The organism is Lachnoanaerobaculum sp. MSX33 (assembly GCF_000512995.1).
GTDB lineage: Bacteria > Bacillota > Clostridia > Lachnospirales > Lachnospiraceae > Lachnoanaerobaculum.
Window position 1 is genome coordinate 1 of sequence record NZ_AZXX01000018.1, and the last position, 25,607, is coordinate 25,607.

General features: G+C 34.8%; 20 protein-coding genes and 1 pseudogene. 1 reads left to right on the top strand and 20 read right to left on the bottom strand.

Features of this window, described 5'->3' with window-relative positions; all coding sequences use genetic code 11:
* Window positions 1-957, bottom strand: a pseudogene (locus tag HMPREF1495_RS01995) (FMN-binding protein); the annotation flags it as partial.
* A 622-nt stretch (window positions 958-1,579) separates the two neighbouring features.
* On the opposite strand from HMPREF1495_RS01995, the gene HMPREF1495_RS02000 reads away from it, so the two are divergent.
* Window positions 1,580-3,322, top strand: coding sequence for an Rqc2 family fibronectin-binding protein (locus tag HMPREF1495_RS02000; RefSeq protein ID WP_034211613.1), 1,743 nt, complete (start codon window positions 1,580-1,582; stop codon window positions 3,320-3,322).
* Between the two features lie 22 nt (window positions 3,323-3,344).
* Here HMPREF1495_RS02000 and mgtA read toward each other — a convergent pair whose 3' ends face one another.
* The 19 genes from mgtA to HMPREF1495_RS02095 all read right to left on the bottom strand — a co-directional run bounded on the left by mgtA (window position 3,345) and on the right by HMPREF1495_RS02095 (window position 25,512).
* Window positions 3,345-6,038: a magnesium-translocating P-type ATPase gene (mgtA, locus tag HMPREF1495_RS02005; RefSeq protein WP_034211614.1), complete on the bottom strand. Its 2,694-nt coding sequence runs from the start codon at window positions 6,036-6,038 to the stop codon at window positions 3,345-3,347.
* A 1-nt stretch (window position 6,039) separates the two neighbouring features.
* On the bottom strand, window positions 6,040-7,038 hold the full coding sequence (locus HMPREF1495_RS02010) for an NAD(P)H-dependent glycerol-3-phosphate dehydrogenase (RefSeq protein WP_009663973.1): 999 nt from the start codon (window positions 7,036-7,038) through the stop codon (window positions 6,040-6,042).
* Between the two features lie 2 nt (window positions 7,039-7,040).
* The gene (gene plsY, locus HMPREF1495_RS02015; RefSeq protein ID WP_034211616.1) at window positions 7,041-7,673 is read right to left on the bottom strand and encodes a glycerol-3-phosphate 1-O-acyltransferase PlsY; all 633 of its coding nucleotides are present in this window, start codon (window positions 7,671-7,673) and stop codon (window positions 7,041-7,043) included.
* The gene (gene der / locus HMPREF1495_RS02020; protein ID WP_034211617.1) at window positions 7,673-9,004 is read right to left on the bottom strand and encodes a ribosome biogenesis GTPase Der; all 1,332 of its coding nucleotides are present in this window, start codon (window positions 9,002-9,004) and stop codon (window positions 7,673-7,675) included. Before der ends, plsY begins: the two co-directional genes overlap by 1 nt.
* Complete coding sequence (locus HMPREF1495_RS02025; RefSeq protein WP_034211619.1) at window positions 8,997-10,367, bottom strand: radical SAM protein; 1,371 nt, start codon at window positions 10,365-10,367, stop codon at window positions 8,997-8,999. The genes der and HMPREF1495_RS02025 overlap by 8 nt, the downstream gene beginning before the upstream one ends.
* Window positions 10,368-10,552: 185 nt before the next feature.
* Window positions 10,553-11,293 carry a phosphatase gene (locus tag HMPREF1495_RS02030; protein WP_034211620.1) on the bottom strand — a complete coding sequence of 247 codons (741 nt, stop codon included), beginning with the start codon at window positions 11,291-11,293 and terminating at the stop codon, window positions 10,553-10,555.
* Between the two features lie 27 nt (window positions 11,294-11,320).
* Window positions 11,321-12,181 carry a carbohydrate ABC transporter permease gene (locus HMPREF1495_RS02035; RefSeq protein WP_009663965.1) on the bottom strand — a complete coding sequence of 287 codons (861 nt, stop codon included), beginning with the start codon at window positions 12,179-12,181 and terminating at the stop codon, window positions 11,321-11,323.
* 9 nt (window positions 12,182-12,190) lie between these two features.
* The gene (locus HMPREF1495_RS02040) at window positions 12,191-13,084 is read right to left on the bottom strand and encodes a carbohydrate ABC transporter permease (protein ID WP_009663966.1); all 894 of its coding nucleotides are present in this window, start codon (window positions 13,082-13,084) and stop codon (window positions 12,191-12,193) included.
* 100 nt (window positions 13,085-13,184) lie between these two features.
* Complete coding sequence (locus tag HMPREF1495_RS02045) at window positions 13,185-14,561, bottom strand: ABC transporter substrate-binding protein (protein WP_034211622.1); 1,377 nt, start codon at window positions 14,559-14,561, stop codon at window positions 13,185-13,187.
* 94 nt (window positions 14,562-14,655) lie between these two features.
* Window positions 14,656-15,735 (bottom strand): hypothetical protein, encoded by a 1,080-nt coding sequence (locus HMPREF1495_RS02050; protein ID WP_242832832.1) that lies wholly within the window; start codon window positions 15,733-15,735, stop codon window positions 14,656-14,658.
* A 39-nt stretch (window positions 15,736-15,774) separates the two neighbouring features.
* Entirely contained in the window at window positions 15,775-16,452 is a 678-nt protein-coding gene (locus HMPREF1495_RS02055) for an MgtC/SapB family protein (protein ID WP_034211625.1), read from the bottom strand.
* 17 nt (window positions 16,453-16,469) lie between these two features.
* Complete coding sequence (locus HMPREF1495_RS02060; protein ID WP_034211626.1) at window positions 16,470-17,531, bottom strand: hypothetical protein; 1,062 nt, start codon at window positions 17,529-17,531, stop codon at window positions 16,470-16,472.
* Window positions 17,532-17,551: 20 nt separating this feature from the next.
* A complete protein-coding gene (locus HMPREF1495_RS02065) occupies window positions 17,552-19,735 on the bottom strand; it encodes an extracellular solute-binding protein (RefSeq protein WP_034211628.1) in 2,184 nt (727 codons plus the stop codon).
* A gap of 29 nt (window positions 19,736-19,764) precedes the next feature.
* On the bottom strand, window positions 19,765-20,595 hold the full coding sequence (locus HMPREF1495_RS02070; protein WP_034211630.1) for a glycerophosphodiester phosphodiesterase family protein: 831 nt from the start codon (window positions 20,593-20,595) through the stop codon (window positions 19,765-19,767).
* Between the two features lie 25 nt (window positions 20,596-20,620).
* Complete coding sequence (locus HMPREF1495_RS02075) at window positions 20,621-21,310, bottom strand: MBL fold metallo-hydrolase (RefSeq protein ID WP_009663945.1); 690 nt, start codon at window positions 21,308-21,310, stop codon at window positions 20,621-20,623.
* A gap of 40 nt (window positions 21,311-21,350) precedes the next feature.
* A complete protein-coding gene (locus HMPREF1495_RS02080) occupies window positions 21,351-22,322 on the bottom strand; it encodes a metallophosphoesterase family protein (RefSeq protein ID WP_034211632.1) in 972 nt (323 codons plus the stop codon).
* 24 nt (window positions 22,323-22,346) lie between these two features.
* Window positions 22,347-23,207, bottom strand: a complete 861-nt coding sequence (locus HMPREF1495_RS02085) for a carbohydrate ABC transporter permease (protein WP_009663976.1) — start codon at window positions 23,205-23,207, stop codon at window positions 22,347-22,349.
* Between the two features lie 11 nt (window positions 23,208-23,218).
* Window positions 23,219-24,112, bottom strand: a complete 894-nt coding sequence (locus HMPREF1495_RS02090) for a carbohydrate ABC transporter permease (protein ID WP_034211634.1) — start codon at window positions 24,110-24,112, stop codon at window positions 23,219-23,221.
* 74 nt (window positions 24,113-24,186) lie between these two features.
* A complete protein-coding gene (locus tag HMPREF1495_RS02095; RefSeq protein WP_034211636.1) occupies window positions 24,187-25,512 on the bottom strand; it encodes an ABC transporter substrate-binding protein in 1,326 nt (441 codons plus the stop codon).
* Window positions 25,513-25,607: the final 95 nt, after the last annotated feature.

A 25,607-nucleotide genomic window follows, 5' to 3' on the forward strand; every position in this document is an offset into this window, starting at 1 on the left:
ATCTGTAAGAGCATTTTCACTCTCGCCCGGCTTGTTTTCAGGTGTCTTAGGCTTTTCACTCTCACCCGGCTTACTCTCTTCCTTATTTTCAGGTGCCTTAGGCTTTTCACTCTCGCTTGGCTTACTCTCTTCCTTATTTTCAGGTGCCTTAGGCTTTTCACTCTCGCCTGGCTTACTCTCTTCCCTGTTTTCAGGTACTTTCGGCTTTTCGCTCGGCTTACTCTCTTCCTTATTTTCAGGTGTTTTCGGCTTTTCATTTGGATTGCTTGACTGCCCCGCTCCTCCTGATGATCCGCCCGAACCGCTTCCACCATGGCTTCGTCTTTGTCCTGATGATTTTTCTCTCCTTGACTTGGAATCTTTTGATGTATCGGTAGAAGCATTGGAACCCCCTCCGTTAGTTCCGGAATTACTTGTTGAGAACCCCTTTCCTGCAACATACTGTACTTTCCCTGAATCATCAGTCCATTGACCGTTTTCATTAATTTTAAATCCGTCAGGTGTGGTCTTACCGACAACCATTCCGCCACCATCTTTTCCCGGTGTAGGATCAAAATAATAGCAGTATCCGTCTACCCACTGCCATCCGGTAAGCATCCCTCCGCCTGTTGCAGGATCAGGATTGAAAAAATACCATTTGCCTTCCGGATTTTTATACCATCCGGTATGCATATGTCCCGATACCCCATCCTTGTCAGAGTCAAAATAATAATCTACTCCATTTATATTTTGCCATCCGGTCTTCATATCTCCTGTTTCAGGATCAAGATAATACCATCCTGAAGAAGTTTCAACCCAGCCCTTATGAACTTCATTCTTTTCATTATAAAATTTCCAGGTATCACCTGATAATTCCCACTTCCCCTTTGTAACAGCCCCTTGGCTTGGAAATGTATTCATGAATGCTAATGTAGAAGCAAACATCAATGTAGCTATTCTATTGAATGTTCTTTTCACAAAATAAGTACCCCCTCTAGTATAAGTGTAGTAACATCTAATATTATATGGAATGAAAAATAATCTTAGTAAACTATACTTTTAATTCCTCCTTTCTAAAGACAATCAATTTAATATTCGCTTCCAAATTATTTTCTGTAAATTTATACATTGATGATAATTGCTTTAATTAGTAAGCATCACCTAACTCAAAGATGTAAAAAAAAGAGTTTTCAAACCCTTAGTACATACTTATTTAGCATTTTTCTTATATTTTCAGATAATAATAAATGAGAATATACATTGATATGTGTGTTTTTGTGTATTTTTCATCCATCATGCTTATTATTCTATCATAGTGAATATAAATAATAAAGGAATTTTGTGTTTTCTTATGAATACATGCAATTTTTCTACATCAATATAAATTTTGTAATATCCTAAAATAACTTTGTTCAAGTTTTTAACAAAGTGATGAAAATTACATTCAATATTTTTGTTGCATAATTATTATTAAAACATAATATCTATAAATTTCAGTTTCATTTATTTCTCTAAATAATGCAGTATATATAGATATACTGTGGTATAATGTATTTTTAAAATTACTATTAAGATTTAAGTTTAGGATAGAGGTAATAAAATGGCTTTTGACGGCATAGTAATATCAAATTTATCATATGAATTGAATACAAAGCTTGTAGGCGGCAGAATTTCAAAAATTTCCATGCCGGAAGAAAACGAGCTTATTTTTACAGTTAAAAATAATGCAAAAACTTATAGACTTTTGGTATCTGCAAGCGCTTCACTTCCACTTGTATACCTTACGGATGTAAATAAACCTGCTCCCAAAGTTGCTCCGGCATTTTTAATGCTTCTTAGAAAATACATAGGAACGGCAAAAATAATCGATATATCTCAAATGGATCTTGAGAGAATATTATGTTTTGAACTTGAGCATTTAAACGAACTTGGCGATATCAGCCATAAAAGAATGTATGTGGAAATAATGGGCAAACATTCAAATATAATATTTACAGATGAAAATAATAAAATAATTGATTCAATAAAAAGAATTTCCGCAAATATGAGTTCACTTAGAGAGGTTTTGCCCGGGAGACAGTACTTTCTTCCGGATGAATTAAAGAAAAAAGATTTACTTACAGTCACTTTGGAGGAGTTCGTAGATATATTAAAGTTAAAGGAGTATGCTCTTTCAAAGTCTATATATATGAATTTTGCCGGTATAAGCCCGCTTATTGCAGAAGAAATGCTTATTCGTGCATCACTTTCTTCTCAAGCCCCCTCCACATCACTTAATGAACTTGAATATACACATCTGTTTCATACAATTAAAAATTTATTGGAAGATATTTCCTTGCATAATTTCTCTCCCAATATTATATATCGTGGCGAAGAGGCATTTGAATTTTCTTCTATAAATCTTTTTTCTTATGAAAATGAAGAATATAAAAAAGTTTTTTTTGACTCTGTAAGTGAAATGCTTTACAATTTCTACTCTTCCAGAGAAGCCTTTGTACTTAACAGGCAAAAGAGCTCCGATTTGCGACGTATCGTAAATACCGCACTTGAAAGAGCAAGTAAAAAGTATGATTTACAGGAAAAACAGCTTCAAGATGCAGATAAAAAGGATATCTACAGAGTATATGGAGACCTTTTAAATACTTACGGATACAGCCTTAAAGGAGGAGAGAGCTCCTTTACAACAGAGAATTTCTATGATGATAATAAAGAAATCACTATTCCGCTTGATAAGAACAAATCGGCAAAGGAAAATGCAAAGAAATACTATGATAAGTATGCAAAGCTTAGCAGGACTACAAAGGCGCTCAGCGAAGAGATTTTAAATACAAAAAATGATATTGAGCATCTTCTCTCCATACAGACCGCACTTGAAGTTTCAAGTGATGATGAGAGTCTTTCACAGATTCGTCAGGAACTTGTAGACTTCGGTTATATAAAAAAGCATTCTTCCGGTAAACAAAAAAAGAGTACATCTCATCCATATCACTATATTTCAACTGACGGTTATGATATATATGTTGGTAAAAATAATTATCAGAATGAAGAGCTTACCTTTAAAGTAGCTACCGGAAATGACTGGTGGTTTCATGCCAAAGGAATACCCGGTTCACATGTAATTTTAAAGTCAAACAATGAAGAGGAACTTCCTGACAGAGCTTATGAAGAAGCCGCCGCACTTGCCGCTTTTTATTCAAAGGCAAAAGATGCGGATAAAGTGGAAGTAGACTATATTCAAAAGAAAAACATAAAAAAAGTTGCAGGTGCCGCTCCCGGCTTTGTGATTTACCATTCCAACTGGTCAATGGTAGCCACACCGAAGGCGGATCTACACCAAAAATAATTTTTAAGGGCTTTGTTCACTGTTACAACCACTCTTTGTGATAGTGAATATAAGCCTTTTTTACTGCTGTTACAAGTATCATATATGCAAGTACACATGGCAAAAGAAATAAAAAGAATGATAAAGGCAATGATGAAAATCCCAGTACTTTACCAAGCAGTGTAAACGGAATAATTGTAATAAAAATTATTCCGAAGAAGTTCAGTAATGTAAGCTGTGCGGAGGCACGACTTTGTATAAACGGCAGCTTCACAGTACGAATCATATGTATAACCAATGACTGGCTCCACATCGACTCTACAAACCATCCTGCCTGAAACATTGCCACATAAGAAGCTCTTATCATATTAAGCTCATCACCGGTAAAATGGCTTGCAAGATTATTATACGTTACTCCATGGCTTACAAAATGCGGACAGAAAACAAAATACATAAATGCAAATGTTGCAAAGTCAAAGATTGAGCTTGTAGGCCCTATCCATACCATAAATTTGCCTATACTTGAAGCGTCCCATTTTTTCGGCAATTTAATAAACTCTTCATCAACATTATCCCACGGTATAGCGCTGCAACATGAGTCATAAATCAGATTCAACAAAATAAGATGCATACTCTCCATAGGTAGGAAAGGCAAAAGTGCGGAAGCTCCAAGCACCGAGAACATATTTCCGAAGTTTGATGAAGCCGTCATCTTAATGTACTTTATCATATTTGCAAATGTCTTTCGCCCTTCTATGATTCCGGACTCCAAAACCATAAGATCCTTTTCAAGAAGTATGATATCTGCAGACTCCTTGGCAACATCCACAGCCGTATCAACAGATATACCTATATCAGCCACTTTCATAGCAGCCGCGTCATTTATGCCGTCACCCATAAATCCTACTGTATGTCCGTTTTCTCTAAGCACCGATACTACTCTTGATTTCTGGCTTGGAGTAAGCTTGGCAAATACATCTGTTATCTCCGCCGTTTGTTTAAGCTCTTCATCGTCCATCTTTTCAATATCACTGCCAAGCAGCATATTCCTTACTTCAAGACCGACCTGTTTACATATAGTCTTTGTGACTTTTTCATTATCACCTGTCAGAATCTTTGTTCTTACACCATGCTCTTTCAGTGCTTTTATTGCGTTTGCGGCCGATTCCTTCGGCGGATCAAGGAATGCCAGATAGCCCATAAGAATCATTTCAGATTCATCTTCAACATTACAACTTTGCTTTTCTATATCTTTTCTGGCAATTGCAAGTACTCTAAATCCTTTTTCATTAAGTGTATCGGCAGTTTCCAGAATTCTTTGTCTAAAGTCATTTGTTATAGGCTGAACGTTTCCGTTGTATTCCGCAAAAGAACATATTGAAAGCATTTCTTCAAATGCTCCCTTTGTAACCATTTTTATAGTACCTGCATTATTTTGTACTACTGTAGTTAATCTTCTTCTATTGAAGTCAAAAGGTATCTCATCAATCTTTTTATAATTTTCCGACAAATCAAGAAGTTGTGAGTCGTTTGCCTCTTCTTCCTCAGTCCTTTGAATTATGGCAAGGTCCATAAGATTCTTATAACCTGTCTGAAAATAGCTGTTAAGATATCCGTATCTGAGTACTCTTGAATCCTCATCTCCCTTTATGTTCAAATGATACTCAAGAACTACTCTGTCCTGAGTCAAAGTACCTGTTTTGTCTGTACATAGAATATCCATGGCTCCGAAGTTTTGTATAGAGTTCAGATTCTTTACAATAGTCTTCTTTTTACTCATTGAGACTGCACCTTTTGCAAGGCAACTTGTCACAATCATAGGAAGCATTTCAGGTGTCAATCCTACTGCAACCGATATTGCAAATAAAAATGCCGATATCCAGTTGCCCTTTGTTACTCCGTTGATAACAAAGACTAATGGTACCATTACAAGCATAAACCTGATAAGTACCCATGAAACCGCATTAACTCCCTTTGTAAAGTTTGTTTCCACAGACTCACCGGATATTGCCAAAGTCATTGAGCCGAAAAGCGTATTGTCTCCTACCGCTATAACAACTGCAGCTGCACTTCCCGATATAACACTGCTTCCCATAAAAGCTATATTTGTATATTCCGTGATATTGTCCTTCTTTTCACAGACCGTGGCAAGTTTTTCTATCGGTTCACTCTCACCGCTTAAGCTTGATTGACTGACAAAAAGGTCCTTTGCTTCTATTATCCTTACATCGGCAGGAATCATATCTCCTGCCGAAAGGTAAACTATATCACCTACTACAGCTTCATCCAAAGGAATTTCTATATGATTTTTATTCTTTCTTGTCACGGTACATGTGGTTTTAATCATGGCAAGCAGCTTCTCTGCGGCATCACCGCTTCTGCCCTCTTGAATAAACCTGAGTACACCCGACACAAATACCATTGTTAAAATAATAATTACGGTAATAGGATTAAAATCCTTTTTTGTATTTCCGAACATATGCAGTATCGGAAATACAATATCCGTTACTGTAGATACAACAGCTAAACAAACAAGTACGATTGTAAAAGGATTTATAAAAGCTTCCTCCAGCTTTTTGGCAAGTGACTTTTTCTTTTCCTTTTTTACCTTATTTGCTCCATACTTCTCCCTGTTTTTTTGAACAGCTTCTTCACTGAGTCCTTCTAAATCCGTACCAAGGTAGGATTTTATATCCTCAAGCGAGTTGGTTGCCATGTAATCTATATTTTTATTCATCTTACATCCCCTTGATACTCTCCGATATCCTGTCTCTAAGCATCAGTGCATCCACCGCCTGCTTAGGATCCTTATTTTCAAAAAGTACGGCATTTACCTCATCAACAATAGGCATACAGATATTATATTTATCTGCCAAAGCCTTGGCAGCTTTTGCGGAATATACACCTTCCACCACCATTGCCACTTCTTTCATAGCCTCATCCATGGTCTTTCCCTGTCCCATAAGCATACCGGCCTTTCTGTTTCTGCTGTGCTTACTTGCACAGGTAACTATCAGATCACCGATACCTGACAATCCGTAGAATGTCTCTATTCTGGCTCCCATAGCTGTACCGAGTCTGCTTATTTCAACAATTCCTCTGGTAATAAGAGCAGCCTTGGCATTGTCACCATAGCCAAGTCCGTCTGAGATACCTGCCGCCAATGCTATGACATTTTTTAGAGAACCGCCAAGCTCAATACCAAGCATATCTGTAGAAGTATATACTCTGAATACCGGACTCATAAATACAGACTGAATCAGCTCAGCAGTCTTTAAATCATTTGCTCCGGCTACACATGTAGTAGGCAGAAGTCTTACCACCTCTTCAGCATGGCTTGGCCCTGAAAGTACTGCTACATTTGCATTCTTTATTTCATCCAAAATCTGCTCTGTAAGTATTTCAAGAGTATTTTCTTCAATACCCTTTGCAACATTTACAATGATTTGTCCTTCTTCATAAAACGGTGCCATTCTTTTCGCAGTACTTCTTGTGAAAATTGAAGGTACTGAAAGCACACAAATCTTGGAGCCTTCCATAGCAACTTCCAAATCAGTCTCAAATCGAATCGCTTCATCAAATACAACACCCGGAAGATTTTTATGTGTACGGGTTTCTCTAAGTTCCTTTATCTCGCTTTCAATTGCAGACCATACCTTTATACTATGCCCGTTATCAAATAGGAGTCTCGCAAGTGCCATACCCCAAGTACCTGAACCAATAACTGAAATATTCATTTTCACACCTTTTTCCCTATTTTATTCTCAGTCCCGCTAAGTAATCTTTTAATATTTGCCCTATGCATAAATATTGATAAAAATCCGATAATAACTATCAAAAGTCTAAACTCCATAGGAGAACTTCCATCTGTAAATCCGTAATTTGTTTTTACCAACATATGTGACATACCTATAAAAATAATCATTACAACTATTGATGCAAGTGATACATATCTTGTTATAGCAACTATCAAGATAAATATGGCCAGACAAACAAAAGCAATTCTATAATCAAGAGCCATTATTATACCTGCTGTGGAAGCAACTCCCTTTCCGCCCTTAAATCCAAGATAGAACGGGAAGTTGTGACCAAGTACCACACCAAGTCCTATATAAAGCATATATACATAACTAAGGCTGACATTATCTCTAAAAATATATCTTACCAACAGACATGGTATCAGTGATTTGCAAAAATCCCCTAAAAAAACTATAAGTCCCGCTTTTGGACCAAGTACTCTTAAAGTATTTGTAGCACCTGCATTTCCTGAACCGTAATTTCTTATATCCATCTTATTGAGCTTTCCGAATATATATCCCGTCTCAATATTTCCGATAAAATAACCTATTATTAACAGAAGAATTCTAAGCATTATTTGGCGTCCTCTCCCCTTTCTCTGATAATAAATCTTATAGATGTACCCTTAAATCCGAAGGCCTCTCTAATCTTGTTCTCCAAATATCTTTGATAGGAGAAATGCATAAGTTGCTTTATATTTACAAAAATAACAAATGTAGGCGGCTTTACCGCTACCTGTGTGGTATAGAATATTTTTAATCGCTTACCCTTATCTGACGGCGGCTGCTGCATTACTGTAGCTTCTGAAATAATCTCATTTAATACACCTGTCTGTATTCTAAGTGTCTGATTCTCTCTGACAATATCTATCATCTCAAAAAGCTTTTGAAGTCTCTGACCGCTTAGTGCAGATATAAAGGCAAACTCCGCATATGGCATAAATGAAAGTATTCTCTTTATATTATTTGTATACTCATAAATAGTCTTATTATCCTTTTCAACAAGATCCCATTTATTTACAGCAACAATAATACCCTTACCCTTGTCATGTGCAATTCCTGCAATCTTTGCATCCTGTTCTGTGACACCCTCATTTGCATCAATAACAAGTATTACCACATCAGCTCTGTCTACAGCCGTTACAGTTCTGATTATTGAATATCTTTCAATATCCTCTTTTACCTTTGATTTTCTTCTAAGACCTGCTGTATCAATAAAAACATACTCCTGTTTATTATTTACAACCACAGTATCTATGGCATCTCTGGTAGTGCCCGCAATATCCGATACGATTACTCTGTTTTGACCTGTAAGTCTGTTTATAATGGATGATTTACCTACATTCGGCTTTCCGACTATGGCAATTCTCGGTCTGTCATCATCCTCCTCATCCTCAGTGTCCTTATGTTTAAAATGTGCCGCCACAGCCTCAAGCAAATCACCTATTCCAAGTCTTGATGCGGCTGATACCGGTATCGGATCTCCTATTCCAAGATTGTAAAACTCATATACATCATTTCCAAATTTAGCCATTGAATCAACTTTGTTTACAGCAAGTACAACAGGCTTTCTTGATTTTCTAAGCATATCACAAACCTTAGAATCGGAATCCACCAGTCCTTGACGCACATCTGTAATAAATACAATTACATCTGCCGTCTCTATGGCTATCTCAGCCTGTTCTCTCATCTGTGAAAGTATAATATCACTGCTGTCCGGCTCTATACCGCCTGTATCTATAAGTGTAAAATTCATATTTAGCCATGTACAATCAGCATATATTCTGTCTCTTGTCACTCCCGGGGTATCCTTTACTATGGAAATAGGCTCCCCTGCTATGGCGTTAAACAATGTAGATTTTCCTACATTCGGCCTGCCTATAATGGCAACTACGGGTTTACTCATTATTAACTCCTTTTTCATATGCCTTATAGGCATTTTCTTCTATATACTTATCAGAAATAATAGCATTTACCAGATCATATCCTGACTGACCGACAATAACGGTTTTGACATTTAATTCTCTTTCAATATCGGTTCTGGTCAAATCATCCAGCAATACCTCTTCTCCGCTTCTAAACATATTTACCGACAATAATAATCTGTCACCAAGTTCCTTACCCTTTAACTGATTTATTATATCAACTCCGGTTAAAAGTCCTGCCACAGTGATTCTTTCTCCAAAGAAATCATTTCTTATGGTATAGAAATTTATCTTCTTTGCAGGGAACCTTTTTTCAACCTTTTTTGCAAGCTCCTTCATGGAATGTGCAGGCAAAATGGCTGTTGCAATACTTATAACTTCTTCCTTTTGTATATCTTCTTTATCTATTTGCAAGGTTTCTATCGCATCTTGTACTTCCTCACTCAGAAGTCTAAGCATACCTACTCCGTTTTCAAGCTGTATATATCCGTCATAGGTATCTTCACCCGGCATCTCTCTTTCTGCAATCAGATAAAACTCATCACTTGCCTGTGCAAAATGCATATTACATTTTTCCATAGCCTTTCTTTGAATATCCTCTATGATTTCTATAGTCTCTATTGCCTTAGCCTTATCCACAAGTGAAAGTCTTGGCAAATCGTCTCTAAATTTTGTAATACCTACCGGCACTACGGATACACTCTCCATTGTAGGAGCATATTTTAATAAATCGTTTAATGTGCGCTTTAACTCTTCACCGTCATTATAACCCGGACACATAACCACCTGTCCGTTCATAGGAACATTTTTCTCATATAACTTATCTATATATCTGAGTGATTCTCCGGCAAAGCGATTGTGAAGCATTTTTTTTCTAAGTTCAGGATTTGTAGTATGTACGGATATATTTATAGGGGCAAGATTAAATCTTATTATTCTGTCTATATCCGCATCCTTCATATTTGTGAGTGTTACATAATTACCCTGTAAAAAGGAAAGTCTTGAATCATCATCTTTAAAATAAAGTGTCTCTCTCATTCCCTGTGGCATCTGATCTATAAAGCAGAATATACAGTTGTTTGTACAGGATTTATAATCGCTCATAAGTCCCTCTTCAAACTCAAGTCCTATATCTTCATAGTCATTTTCAATATCCAGCTCCCACTCTTCACCATTTGCCTTTTCAATCACCATGGTGAACTCTTCGGCATTTATATAATATCTATAATCTAATACATCTTTTATTTCATTGCCGTCGATAGATATAAGCTTATCTCCCGGCTCTATTTCAAGCTCCTCGGCTATAGAACCTTTGGCAATGCTTTTTATTATATGAAAATTCATTTTACTCCATTCATTTGTAAATAGCAAATGACATATACTACTATAACGGAAAAAGCCACGAGATACGAGCTCGTGGCTTTCTTATTGTAGCACTATCCGACTACATATCTTAACTTCATTTGCCTCTTTCAGTCTAACATATTAAATTTTAGATTTCAACATCTTATTTTTTATTGCCGATTTTTTTATTTTTTATTGCCGATTTTTTGTGTTGGTAACATAATATATTCTGATAAAGCCTCAATAGAACGATTCACAACCAACTCTTCCGGAAAACTTATGCTCTCAAGTAAAGCAATTGATTTTTCATGATTTCCTACATCTATTTCGCAATGAGCATCACTATCTAATACAATAGAAACCTTATATGTCTTACAATAATCTAACATTTTCATGTAATTCTTAGTTGCTCCACTATTTCTCACACATCTAGGATTAAGAGATTCGCTATTTACTTCTAACAAAACATGATTTTCTTTTGCAGCACAAACAAGTTCTTCATAATCCACAGGAATGTCTGCATCATCAGGATGTCCAATAATCTGAATATATGGATTTTGCATAGCACTTATATATGCCTTTGTATTTTGTGATACTGTTCCAATATTGTAAAGAGGTTTATGAATACTCGCTACAGTAAAATCTTGTTTTTCCAACATAGATTGTGGTAAATCGATTTTACCATCATAATCTAAAATATTCAGTTCACATCCAAACATTAATTTGATTCCATACAACTCTCTTGGAAGCATCTTAAAATTATTAAAATAATTTGCCGGAACACCTGATTTCATAGCCGGTCCATGATCAGTTATACCAAGTAAAGATAATCCCCTTTCTGAAGCACTTCTTGCCATTTCATATATCGTATTATAGGCATGCCCACTAGCAACTGTATGTGTATGCAAATCCATTATATCTTTCATATTAACCTCATTTCAATTAAATTTTTATTAGCCTTTTAATCCTCCGGCTGTTGCTCCTCCAATTAATCTTTTAGACAATAAAATGTAAATAATTATCGTAGGTGCTGAAACAAATGTAACAGCAGCAAACATTCCACTCCATCCTCCTTCTCTTGTCATAGCAACGATAAGTTGATAAAGTGCAACACTTAACGACATATTTTCTGTACTTCCGGCAAATATAAGTGCCATAAAATATTCATTCCATTTTCCAATAAACTGGAAAATTACCAACGTTGTAATACTATTACCGGCAAGTGGAAACACAATGGTCCAAAAAGTTCGTAGTGGGCCGCATCCATCAATTGCAGCCGCCTCTTCATAACTATCTGATATATCAGTAAAGGCCGGAAGAAGATAAAATGTAGAGAACGGAATAGATGTAACAACATAAATTACTATGAGTGTAATTTTTGAATTACTTACATTTAGTGCACTTACAAGCGAAAATAGCGGCATTATAATCATAACTCCCGGCACACCTAAACCTATTACCAGCAAGCGCTTTATCGCTTCACTAAATTTAAATTTAAATCTTGCCAGCCCATATGCGGCCGGAGCACAAATCAATATACTAAAGAATACTGATGATGCGCTATATAAAAGTGAATTCAAAAATGCAGTAACTAAATGTCCATTTTTTATTACATGTGTATAATTATCCCAATGTGGTCCGCTTCTGAGTAGATTATCTGAAAATATTTCTTTAGTTGTTGATAAACTTGCTATAACTATCCAACCTAACATTACAACTATAAATAAACACCAAAGTATAAGCAGGATATATCCCGGAATTAACCTTACTTGTTGACGTAGTCGTATATTATTCGTCTTTATATTATTATTCATAATCCCCTCCTAAAGTTCAATATCCTTATTCTTTGGAATAAGATTGGAAATCATAAATACTGCTACAACAATGAGTGCAACTATAACTGATGCTGCTGCTCCTACTCCAACTGCCGTATTACTTGAATCTGTACCAAATAAAACATTATATATATACATCAATGGTGAAACCGTCTTTGAAGATATAAAAACTCTTGACAGGGCAAAGAAAGCACATACACGACTAGTCCACAAAGTTAATGAAGTAACTAACGTATTGCGAATTAGAGGAAAAGTAATGTTCAAAAATTGTGAAAACTTTGTAGCACCATCTATTTCAGCTGCCTCATAGAGACTTTTAGGAATAGCTTCAATTGCGGCCATATATTGAAGCATAAAATATCCTGTACAACTAAATACATACGCAATACACATAGAAATAAACATATTATCGGGAGATGTCCAAGCAAAACTTGCAGCCTTTTCTAGTCCAACAGAATTAAACAGCTTTTTTAGCATTCCAAAGCGTGAACTAAATACATATAATGTCCACATATATCCAAGTGCAATTTGTGGAATAACATTTGTCAAATATAACATTGAGCGAAAAAAGCCTTTTCCATATACTCCTGATGTTAACATAGTTGCAAATAATAATGAAAGTATAAAAACAACAATACCACAGCAGAGCCAAACTTTAAATAACATCATCAATGAATTAGGAAAACTTGTTGCCTTTAATGTAAAATAATTATCTAGACCTACGAACTTCCAAGTCACAATCTTACTACTAATTTGCTCAACATCAAAAAAGCTCATCAAAAAAGTTCTTAGAACCGGATAACAAAAAAAAGCAAGAAAAGGAATTATAGCAGGAGCAATAAATATAAATATTGTGGTTTTTTTTTGTCTCAATCTAATCACCTCTCACTTCCTATATACAATTAATTCATATTCTATAAAAGTTGGTACCTAAAATTAGATACCAACTTTTATTTTAAATAATTAACAGTCTATGTGTGCTTTACTTAAAATACGCTTTACATTCAGCAATAAATTCTTCTGCTGTCATTTTACCACCATAAAGCTTAGTACATGCAGACTGAAAAACAGGTAAAAAATCACCATTAGTTCTCATATGTCCATGTGCAGGCCACCTATTAGTAATTCCATCATAAATATGCTCAGCGTCAGCAATCATCTCCGGCCATTTAACATTAGGATCATTAGTAATAGGGATTGCATTACAATTCTTAACCATATAATCTCCCCATTCACCAAGTGTTAAATATGTAGCAAAAGCTGCACAAGCCTCAGCTTCTTCAGCTGTAGCATTTTTATTTATTGCTATACCATAACATCCATAACATAGAGAAGAGCCATCATCAGCACCATTCTCAACAAGTGGATATGTAAAGCTACCCCATCTAAAATCATCCCCTGCTGATTCACGTACATTATTAGGCATCCAAGAACCACATACATACATAGCAATTTTCTTATCAAGAACCATCTCTTGCTGTGCTTCCGGAGAAACAACTGTCATAATATTCTCTGCCCAATACCCCTTACTTGCAGCATCCTCGAATTTCTTTACAGCTTTTAAAACCTCCGGATTATCCCATGCTGAACCATCACCATTCGCTAACTCATTAGTTCCCTCAGCACCTAAAAGACGTTCCAAATAAAGACTCAAATTATAATCAATATGATTTTGATCAGAAGTAAATGGAGTATAACCATTCTTTTTAAGCGTAGCGCATACTTCCATCATTTCATCCCAAGTTTTTGGTTTTTCGGTTATGCCACATTCCTCAAAAATATCTTTGTTATACCATACATTTAAGAACTGTGGAGTATAAGGAAAGTATACATATTTCCCATCTCCTTGTGTCTTTGCCAGATTTTCATACGCAGGGAGAATACTGTCAGCATAAGACTTTCCACCTGTTTGAGGATAAGTTTTTTCGTAAAACTCACCCAAATCCATTAGATAGTCTTTCCATAGGCGAACAACATTATCGCTATTTGCCTCAAACATTGTTATATTATTACCTGCCTGAAGTGCCGGAGTAAGTGTAGATGAAATATCAGTTCCCTGGAAAGAAATTGAAATCTTTACTCCGGGATTCTCCTTCATAAATGCATCTGCTGCCGCTTTAATACTTTGACCATAATTAGAACTCTCTGTATATGATGACCAATATACTATGTCTGCGTTTAATTTGCTATCTGCATCTGCTTGCTTGACTTCCGGAGTAGCGTTTTCAGAGCTCTCATTCCCACTTCCTGATTTTACAGAACCATCACCTCCATTTGTTGTCGCACTATTTCCACCACATGCGCACAAACAGCACATAGATAATGCAACTGCCGAAAATAACTTTACAACCTTCTTCATTTTTTCCTCCTTAAAGAAATATTTTTATATGAATCTTTAACTATTAAAGACTCTGTTTCATTTATTTATTAACGTTCATAGTGAATAAAAATTACTAACCAAAATTGTGTACATGACTTTCAAAAAATACACCTGTTAACGGATCATATATTATTTTTTGAACATAACTCCCAGGTGTTTCTATACCGGATAACTTTGTCCATTTTATTTCATATATTCCTTTTTTAACATCATCTGTTACTTCTATTTCCCCAATTTTTACATCATTCTTTTTAATCACAACCTTATTTTCTTCAAAATTACTCATATGGTAGACATCACCATATGGTTTAGTTACAAAAACGCCATCATCTTTAACACACAAAGCACATACATCCGTTCCTAAATAGTCAACAAACTTACACCATTCTCCATTTTCAAAAGTTCTACAAACACCTTCTATACCGTCGATATAACATTTATTATATAATGTTTCTCCATTTTCTCCTAAATATAAGTGAGGAGCTTGAGAACCGACAAATGTTTCCCAACGATATATAAGATGCCAATGTGGAGGATAATCAGTATGAATTTCATTATTTGTTTCAAACCCCAAAATGTACATATATCCTAAATTATTATTTGCTAGATATGATGGTAAATTTAGCATCCTTATAATTTCTCTCATACCCATTATATAATGGTGTGCGGCAATAATCTGCGTTCCGGGATAATTGATATTTCTGTACATTCCCGCTTTTCTTCCGATATGATTGTGTTCTAATCTAATTTTTAAACCAGGCTCTTCAATCCGAGTATGTATACTAAGCGTTGTTGTACTTCCAGTAAACCCACTAATATCAAATTTAAATGATATATGATTTCCATTCTTCTCAAACTGTATATAATCTTTTTCTACCAATATTGCTTCTATGTCTAATTCATTTTTAAGTTCAAACGAAACATATACATCACCATTATCATGTTTTTTTTCATGTTCAATATAAAAAACAAATTCATTTGGTACTTCATAGCATAAATTAGGTTCATTTGAAATTCCAACTTCAAAATTTGCCTTTATACCCACTTTAATCATCCCATATATACCGGGACATTTTTTTATTATACGTATTGCTGTTTTCCTAATTGAATTATTAAGATATACATCATTAAAAGAAATCATTTCTCCCACCATTCTATATCTGTTTACATTGTAATTATCTAAATATGAGGTTTAAACCTCATAAGATAATAAATTTTCTATTCCCACAATTTTTTCTGTAAAATCGTCTCTTTCCATATTTCTTGGAAGCACAGTTTCACATTTCATTTGAAAGTTTTTATCTCCCTTTCTTTCAACCTTTATCATACTTACTTCCATACCAATATCCTCAAGCTTTTGAACTACTGTTTCTACATCTTCTTTTCTGTCTCCAACCAAAAACATTACCTTTGCTCGTAAAGGATCTTTTAGTATTTCGAGTTTTCTATGGAATAAACACTGCATAAGAAGTATAAGGATTGTACCTTCAAAACCAAGTATATACATTCTTGCACCTATAGCCATACCAATGCCTACTGTCATCCATATTCCGGCAGCAGTTGTCATACCTCGAACAAGCCCTTGTTTGCTGATGAAAATCAATCCTCCTCCAAGTATACCTATACCTGATATAATTCCTGCTGCAACTCTGGATATATCCACACTTGCCCCTTCAATCGAGATAACATCTAAAAAACCGTATTTTGATACAATCATCATAAGTGCAGATGCTACAGATACTATGAAATGTGTTCTTACTCCGGCAGACTTCATTCTACTCTGTCGTTCCACTCCTAAAGCTGTACCACAAAGTCCGGCACATATAAGCTGAAATAAAAATATACTGTCATTCACTACATACCTTTCCATTTATCATCTCCTCATATTTACTTACTATCGTCAAGTTCAATCTTTGTAATAGTTCCCGTATATTGATCATATTCTATAATCTCTTTATAAGAACTTTGAATACAATCGCTGTTATTCCATAATAACTTAATCTGTCCGTTATCAATGTCATTTTTTACAGTAATATTACCAATATACCTTTCATCACAATATACTTTTACACCGTCTTCCCTAATATAAGGGGCAATTTTATAGGTATTTCCACCTGGAGAAGTAAGCTCCATACCTCCATCTTCTACCAGTCTAAAAGCAATTACATCCGCACCGTACATATCAACCATCTTGCACCATTCTAAAGTCTGATACTTTCTGCATACTCCACTTATGCCGTCAATATAAGTTACATTCGACTCCATCTTGCCTTCTTTATCAATGTATATATGAGGCGCCTGTGAGCCACAAAAATATGGCCATCTGAATATCAAATGCCAGTGTGGTGGATAATCCTGATGTAACTCATTACATGTTTCAAATCCAAGAAGCAATATATATCCGAGATTATTATCATGCAAATATTTCCCTATACCCATATGCCTTAAGACTTCTCTTGCTGCAAATGTATAGTGAACCGAAGCCTCTATTTGTGTTTGAGGATATGTATCCTTATCATATTTTCCCGCACACCTTCCAATATCGTTCTCTTCAACTCTAAGAGTAATGCCGTCTTCTCTTAAAATACTATGTGCATATAATGTTCTTGTCGGACCAAGAAGTCCACTAATTTCAATTTGAAATATATATTTATTATTACTGTGATCAAATGCTATATATTTGCCTTCACATAATATATACTTTATTTCATATTCTTCACTATCTTCTACGTCTATAGAAATCAAGCAAGCATCCTTTAAGATAAAATGCTTTATATATATTACAATTTCTCCATCTGTTTCATAATATAAACCGTTTTCTTTTGTAATCTCACATTCAAAATCTGCACTTATATTGATTTTAGGTATTCCGAATATTCCTTTCTTATTCTTAATAAATCTTATTGCTGTATATCTATATTTGCTTGATTTATAAGGAAAATCCGACATTTAAAGCCTCCCTCTACCTATTAAAGTTTTTTCTTTTTCAAATTTTCATAATCGGTCATAGCAGTTTCAAGTATTTCATCAATATCTAAATGCTCCATTATACCTTTTTTTACTGCCACACCTAGTAAATTCTGCAACTCTTTTAATCCAATATTATCTCCATCTACTATAGGATAGTAGTCGGTCTGAGCATTTTTAAAACATTTTTTTGCATAATCAAGCCATGGATAAGCATCATTTACTTCAGCATCATCATATGCCGATTTTTTTGCAGACATACCGCCAAGTAATACAGTAGCTGTACCTATATCATCTCGACTAATCCATTTCAAAAAGTCTAAAGCAATATCCTTATTTTTTGAATATTTAGAAACACCAAGAACACTACCACCAAGCATAGGATTATCTCCGGGTACAATAGACCACCCTATTTTCCCTCTGATCTTTGAGTCCGGTCCGACAAATCCACTAACATGATTTATCATATAAATACCCATTGCCGTATCACCTTCCGCAAACTCCTGAGCTGAATCTGTCCACCAATTGTGCTCTATTTTTGAGGAATAATTCCAAGAGTCTTTCGTTTCTCTTAATGCATCTCTTGCTGCCTCAGTATTTAAAAGAATATTTCCATTTTCATCAAATAATCTTTTTGAATGACTAAAATATCTCATCAAAAATTCAACACCGACAGTTCCGGGCTCTCCTGATGTAAAGCTGCAACCATACTTAATCGGAGATTCATTGTTAAATTCACTTGTAAAAAAATATGCAATACGATTATACTCTTCAAAGGTCTTTGGAACCTCTAATGATTTCTTGTACATCTCATAGTATAATCTTTTTAATCTTGTATCCTCGAACAAATCTTTTCTATAAAACAGTAATTGAATACTTGGTGTTCCCGGTAATGCATAAATATCACCATCAAGATAAGAATAATTTTTTAGTGCATTAGGCAAAAAACCGTCTAAGCTGTTACCGATATTGGATTCTATATTTGTAAGTGGCTCAAATACCGATTTAGCTAAAACCGGAAACCAATCCTTATCCATACGGACTATATCATATGGAAGTTCCGCCCCCCGGTTTTTTACCAGTTTATACATACTTTCATAGTCTGATTCTGTTATTCGTATCTTTATTCCGGTATTAAATTCATACAAATTTACCACTGTCTTAAGTGCTCGTGTAGTAGGGCTTGCAATAGATAAAATATTCAATACATTTTCTTCATTTTTTGAATTTATTTTTGGCCAATCTGAAAACCCTTTTGATTCTATAATCAGTTCATTTCTATTTTCCCAGTTACGGTTTATTAGATATGAAGCGGCATCTATACCCATTTTTCTATAGTCTATTTCATATCTAATAATATCTCTTTCAGGAATAGTATATACAGGAGAAAGTGAAACGATATCTACCGGCTTATTTCTATAGAAGTTTTGATATACACTTTTTACCGTTTGAGCCAATGATATACTGTCAGTAACGACTGCATCAGGTTGCATATGAGTAAAAACTCTCACTACATTCTGATATTTGCACTGCTCAGTAGTAACTCTCTCATATACTTCTGAGATCTTATCTGATTTTACAATACTCTCTAAAAATGAATTACGAAAGTCCATTTTCCCTGAATATGTAAGAGGTCCTGTTAAAAGAGCGACTTTTTCATAATTGCCTTGCAATATTTTTTTTGCAATCTCTTTTCCGGCCTCTATATTATCATATCCGATAAACTTACAATTATATGGCTGTTTATTAGATATGAAAACAACATCTTCATTTGAAAATCCTGCTTCATAGTAAGCCTCACTTCCATCTGATATGGATGTAAAAACAGCTACTCCCTCCGTCATTCTGGATTTTATTTTCTGAATCTGCTTCCTCTCATAATCATCATCGTCATTTGTAATGTATAAATCTACTGTATATTCTTTTCTTTCCGCATAATCTTTAAAACTGGAAAAAAAATCTATGTATGTTTTATCATATAAATTTGGAACTACAACTGCTAAAATCTTTGCAGTACCCTTTCTGAGGTTTTGAGCCTTTTCATTTATAACATAGCCCATATCCTCAACTGCTTTCATTACTCTACGTATTTTATCACTGCTTACATTATCTTTCCCGTTTAAAACGTTTGAAACGGTTGCCTGCGATACTTTTGCCACCTTGGCTATATCTTTTATAGTTGCCATTTTCTATACTCCAATCTGATTTGTAAGTATTAATGGTTTATTCCTCTATCCTTTAAATACTTACAGCATTGATATGTCCAATCAGTTTGAATTATATCAAAGCCATGGTCAACTAACCACCCCCATCCTTTATCCGGATCATCAATCATTGAGACATCATCCGTATGCCCGGCTGAAAGAGGTATTTTATAATTGTATAATACTGCATTCCCCCATAAAGTCTTGCCCCTCTTCTTCATACTCTCTATATATTCAGGTTGTATCACAGGGGACTCTTCTGTTTTAAACACAAGTTCAGCGCCGATATAATTTATATTCATTTTTTCAATTATTTCTGAAGCATTATCTTCTTCCATATATATCGGCATAAACATATAATCAGGTGCCACATCTTCAATTATCTTTAAAACACTTGGAATCGGGGCATGCTTAAGTAAAACCTGATCTTTCATGTTATGTCTTTCAACTGCTTTTATGACATCGGGTATACAGTCCCCAATACGATCAAGATTTAAAATACAACGACCTTTAAAATGCTCTAATACGTCATCAAAAGAATTTATTCCCCATTGTGTAGGATAAAAATCAACATTGATAAGTCGAAGTTTTTTTATCTCTTCACTGTCCAGTTTTGTAAGATCAATGTTTTTATTAAGTTGATACGGTTCTTTACCTGTATGAAAAATAAATATTTTACCATCAGTACTTTTAAAAAGATCCATCTCTAAAATTGAAGCACCGCCTTTTAGAGCTATATCAAATGCAGGTATTGTATTACAGGGAATATTGGAACCTGCCGCTCCACGATGAGCCACAACCTGTACATTATCATTATTGTATAAATGAAGTGTATTTTTCATTTCAACTTACCTCCGGCATTCCAATTTATACTATTTTCGGAACACGAAATCCTGCTTTAACAATATCATCTTCAATATCATCTCCTAAATGCATGCAATAAACACGTTGTCTTTCTTCATACGGAATAATCTCACATAATTTCTTAAGAGAATAATGTGATGTACTGTCTGTATCCAGGAATGTACATTCTTGATACATAGTCTTTATTTCTCCTGATAGAAAGGCGTTTAGAATATCTGACGGAACATTGCTTGTATCACCACTGTAGTATATTTTTTCTCCATTACATTCAAAAACAAATCCGCAACATAACATATCTGTAGCATGGCTTTCTCTCTTCACATAAATAGATAATCCGTCCGCTTCGCATTCTTTGAAGTCTGTTGTGAAATTATATTTATCAGTGTGAACTCCACTTTGATCCAATATATTTACAATAGTATCTTCCTCAGCTGCCAATAATACTTTTTTATCAAGTACATTTTTACAAAAAGAAAGAAAAGATCCCAGACTACCTATATGATCAGCATGAAGGTGTGTAAGCAGTACAACTATATTATCATAATCATATATTTCATTACGTGAAAACATAGCTTTAAAAGTACTCTCTCCACAGTCTATTAAGTATAGACAGTTATCATGCTCAAAAAATGCACAATTACTTCCCAGTACCGGGTAATATGCCGCTCCTATTCCGGTGAATTTTAATTCCATTTTATCTCCTTATTTTCCTATAATAAAATTTTTATATAAATCACCATAAGATTTCTCTATCTTTTATAGATGCGCTCAAATCCTCATCACACCCCATATCCAACGGACTTGGCTTTATAAACTCTCCCGATTTCCCTTTAATATAAGCCCCTTTGCTATTTAATTCTACTACTGCATACAACGGGCTCTTATATGGAAATGTATACTGAAGATTTGGGAAAGCCTCTTCTATTTCATCTGAAAATCTATGTTTTGCAAACTTTGTTCCGATCCAATGATTTGACATACTGTTTAGAGTATAGTAATACACTCCTTTATCACATTCCAATCTATCTACATGTGTATGTCCGTTTATACAAAGTCTAACTTTTTTACCGCTTCTATTGGCCTTTATGAATAAATTTGAAAGTTCATCAGCATTTTTTATACCCCTAGGGCCTTCATTTAGAGGTTGATGTGAAAATATTATTATAGGCATATCAGATTCCAACAGTTCTTTTTCAATCCAATTCATTTGTTCAGAATCAATATATGGTAAATCTTCAGAATCAAAATAATCCCCATAATAATAATCTTTAAGTTCTCCGGTCTTTGTTTTAAAATTATTACCGTCAACCACTAAGAATTTCCAACCTTTACATATGAAAGAGTAATATCTCTTATCCATTCCATAGAGCTTCATCGCCTGTTCCTTTGAGCAAAAATCGAACTCATGATTTCCAAGTACATGATAATGTGGTTTGGAAAATTTATTAAATTTCTCCAACAGTTCAATTTTCGGTACATCAGCCGGTACTCTCATTGCATTTTTAAGATTTATAGGCATATTCTTTTCTGAACATAGGCATTTACTTGTATCCTCAGGGTAACAAAAATCTCCCAGTTGAATGATAAAGTCAACATCTTCTTTCTTCATTTGTTCTATGAATGTATCCAGTCGTATTCTTCCATCATGCATAATATCCAGATGTAAATCAGTAAAAATTCCAAATTTTACATTACTATAATGCATTTTGCCACCTCAATTATTATTAAATTAACCCTTGACACCACCTGATGTTACTCCTGCCACAATTTTATCGGAAAGGAAAAGGTATATAATTACAGTTGGCATAAATACAATTACTACAGATGCAAACATTCCGGCCCAATCACCCGATTGCATCATTGATTGTACAGTCTGATAAAGACCTACACCTACAGGGCGAAGTTCAGATTTATTGGCAAAAATCAACGCCATAAAATATTCATTCCATCTGCTTATAAAGTTAAAAATTGTTACTGTCATAATCGCAGGTTGTGCCAATGGAAACATAATTCTCCAAAAGCATTGTATCGGACCACATCCGTCTATTGCCGCAGCCTCTTCATAAACATCAGATATTCCTTGAAAAAATGCCATTAGAAAGAAAGTTGTGTATGGTACTGAAGTTGCCGTATATATAAAGATCAAAGTCAAATGTGTTCCACTCAATTTTAATGTACTGACAATTGAAAACAGCGGCATAACAATCATAATACCCGGAATTCCAAGAGCTGTAATAATACTCTTTTTAATCAAACCGTTAAATTTAAATTTAAACCTGGTAAGGCAATATGCTGCAGGTGCGCTCACTATAATTGTAAGAATACATGAAGGCACTGTATAAATCACTGAATTTAAAAGATTCATCAATGCTTTATTTCTAAAGAAAGCTTTAGTATAATTTTCAAAATGTAACCCGGTAGATAATACATTTCCTGTAAAAACCTCTTTAGTTGATGACAGTGAAGCTGCAATAATCCAGCCAATCATAAATATTGTAAAAAAGGCCCAAATGATTCCAATAATATAACTAGGTAATAAAGTAACTTCTTTTCTCCATCTGAAATCGGACTTTCTTTTATTTTTCTTCATCACTTCACCTCCTATATCTCATAGTTATCATCTTTAATTGTATGATTTAAAATCATTGACACAATTACTACAATAACTGTCATAAGCACTGCCGCAGCGGCAGCCATTCCTGCATTTACCGACTCTGATGCTACTTCAGTTCCAAACAAAGTCTGATATGTAAATAACATAGGTGTATATGTATTTACACCTGAGAAAACTTGTGATAAGGCAAAGAATCCCATAGTCCTTGTTGTCCATAACACTATCGCAGTTCTTAAAACACCTTTTGTCAATGGGAAAATAATATGTCTAAAGCGTTGAAATCCTGTGATTCCCTCTAATGATGCAGCTTCAAAGTAATCTTTCGGTATCTTTTCAATTCCGGCTATGAACATCATCATAAAGTACCCTACATTACCGAACACATTTGCAATACACATCGAGAAAAACATATGATCTGAATTTAACCATTGATAATCTGCTAAAGCTTTTAATTCAAGTTTTGCAAACATAGTTGTAAGTAATCCAAATCTGCTATTGTATACATACAGTAACCACATATAACCTACTGCAATCGCTGCAATTACATTTGGAAGGTAAACTATGGTTCTAAAAAACTTTTTAAATCGGATATCCTTTGTAAAAGCCAGTGCAAACAACATAGATAAAACCATTGTAGCAATACCGTTGTAAATCCATATTTTAAGAATATTTACCATGGATCTGACAAATAAAGGTGTTTTAAATAACTTTAAAAAATTTCCAAAACCGACAAATTTCCAGTCCACTAACGGAGTAGTAACACTCTTTACCTTAAACAAGCTCATAGTAATAGTTCTTAATGTCGGATATAAAAATATAACTACCATAAGTACTACGGCCGGTAACATAAATATAATAATCGACCTTTTCGTCTGCTTCATAAAATCCTCCTTATGAAAAAATGTAAAGGCAAAATGCCTTTACATTTTAGCAATGATTTTATCACTGATATATACTAGAACTTGGATGCCATATCAACAAATTCTTCTGCTGTAATGCTTCCACCCATCAGCTTTAAACAAGCATCCGCAATAATCTGCTTACTGTTACTATTTAAGATAATCGCTGTCTGTGACGGATATCTGTTTGTATATTTTGATATAACTTGTTGTGCATCTTTTAAACTATCCGGCCATACACCGTCAACACCAATCGGAATAGCATTTGCCATATCTGAAAATTTCTGGTCAAACGCTGTAGTTACATAAACTCCAAAAGCTGCTGCCGCCTTAGCTTCTTCCTCTGTTGCATCCTTATTGATTGCAATACCATAGCTGCTGTAGCATCCTGATGTCTGATCATCAACTCCGCCTTCTACAGTTGGGAATGCGAAAGATCCCCATTTGAAATCATCCGGTGTTGAATCTTTTACCTCGTTAGGAAGCCATGTTCCATTGATGTACATTGCTATTTTTTCATTTATAACCATACTTTGCTGTGCATTCGGATATGTATTGGTTTCTATAACCGGATCAAAGTATCCCTTCTTCGCCATATCCTCAATAGCCTTAGCCGCCTCTAATACCTTCGGATTACTCCAAGCTGACGGGTCATTACTTAATTTTGCGACCTCATCATTACCCATTAAGCGGCTCATATAATATCCAACCCAGCTTGTAGCATAATTGCTGTCTGTTGTAACCGGAGTATATCCTTTTGCTTTGATTTTTTCACAAGCATCCATAAATTCTGTCCAGGTTTCCGGATACTTTGTTATTCCGCAATCATCAAATATGTTTTTATTGCAGAAAATCATAAATGCCTGCGGTGCGTAAGGAAAATATGAATACTTTCCATCAAAAAGCTTTGCGGACAATCCCGACATACTAGGCATAATTCTATCAACATACTTCTGTCCGCCTGTTGATTCATATGACTCTTCAAAATAAGGTGTAAGATCCATTGTCATTTCAGACCACATGGACTTAATATTATCAGCATTAGCATCCATCATTGTAACTTTTGTTCCTGCCGATACTGCTGAGCCAACCAGGTTTCTATTATCACGACCGTTAAATGTAAAATTAATTTTGACACCCGGATTAGCTTTCATAAATTCATCTGCTGCTTCCCTTAATGCATCTGCCTGAGCTTCAGTTTCACTCCAACTTGACCAATACTCAATGTCTGCACTTAGATTTGCATCACCACTCTTTACATTATCTGCAGCGGATTCTGCAGACTTTGTAGTCTCCTCTGCAGGCTTAGATGATCCACCACCACAAGCTACCAGTGACATTCCCATTGCTACCGATAATGCAGCTGCCAACACTTTTCTCATAATTTTCCTCCTATAAAATCAAGGTTCTCTTTTTAGTAACTTTATTATAACGTTTAAATTGAAACGTGTCAATATTTTTTTACTTCTATAAAAAC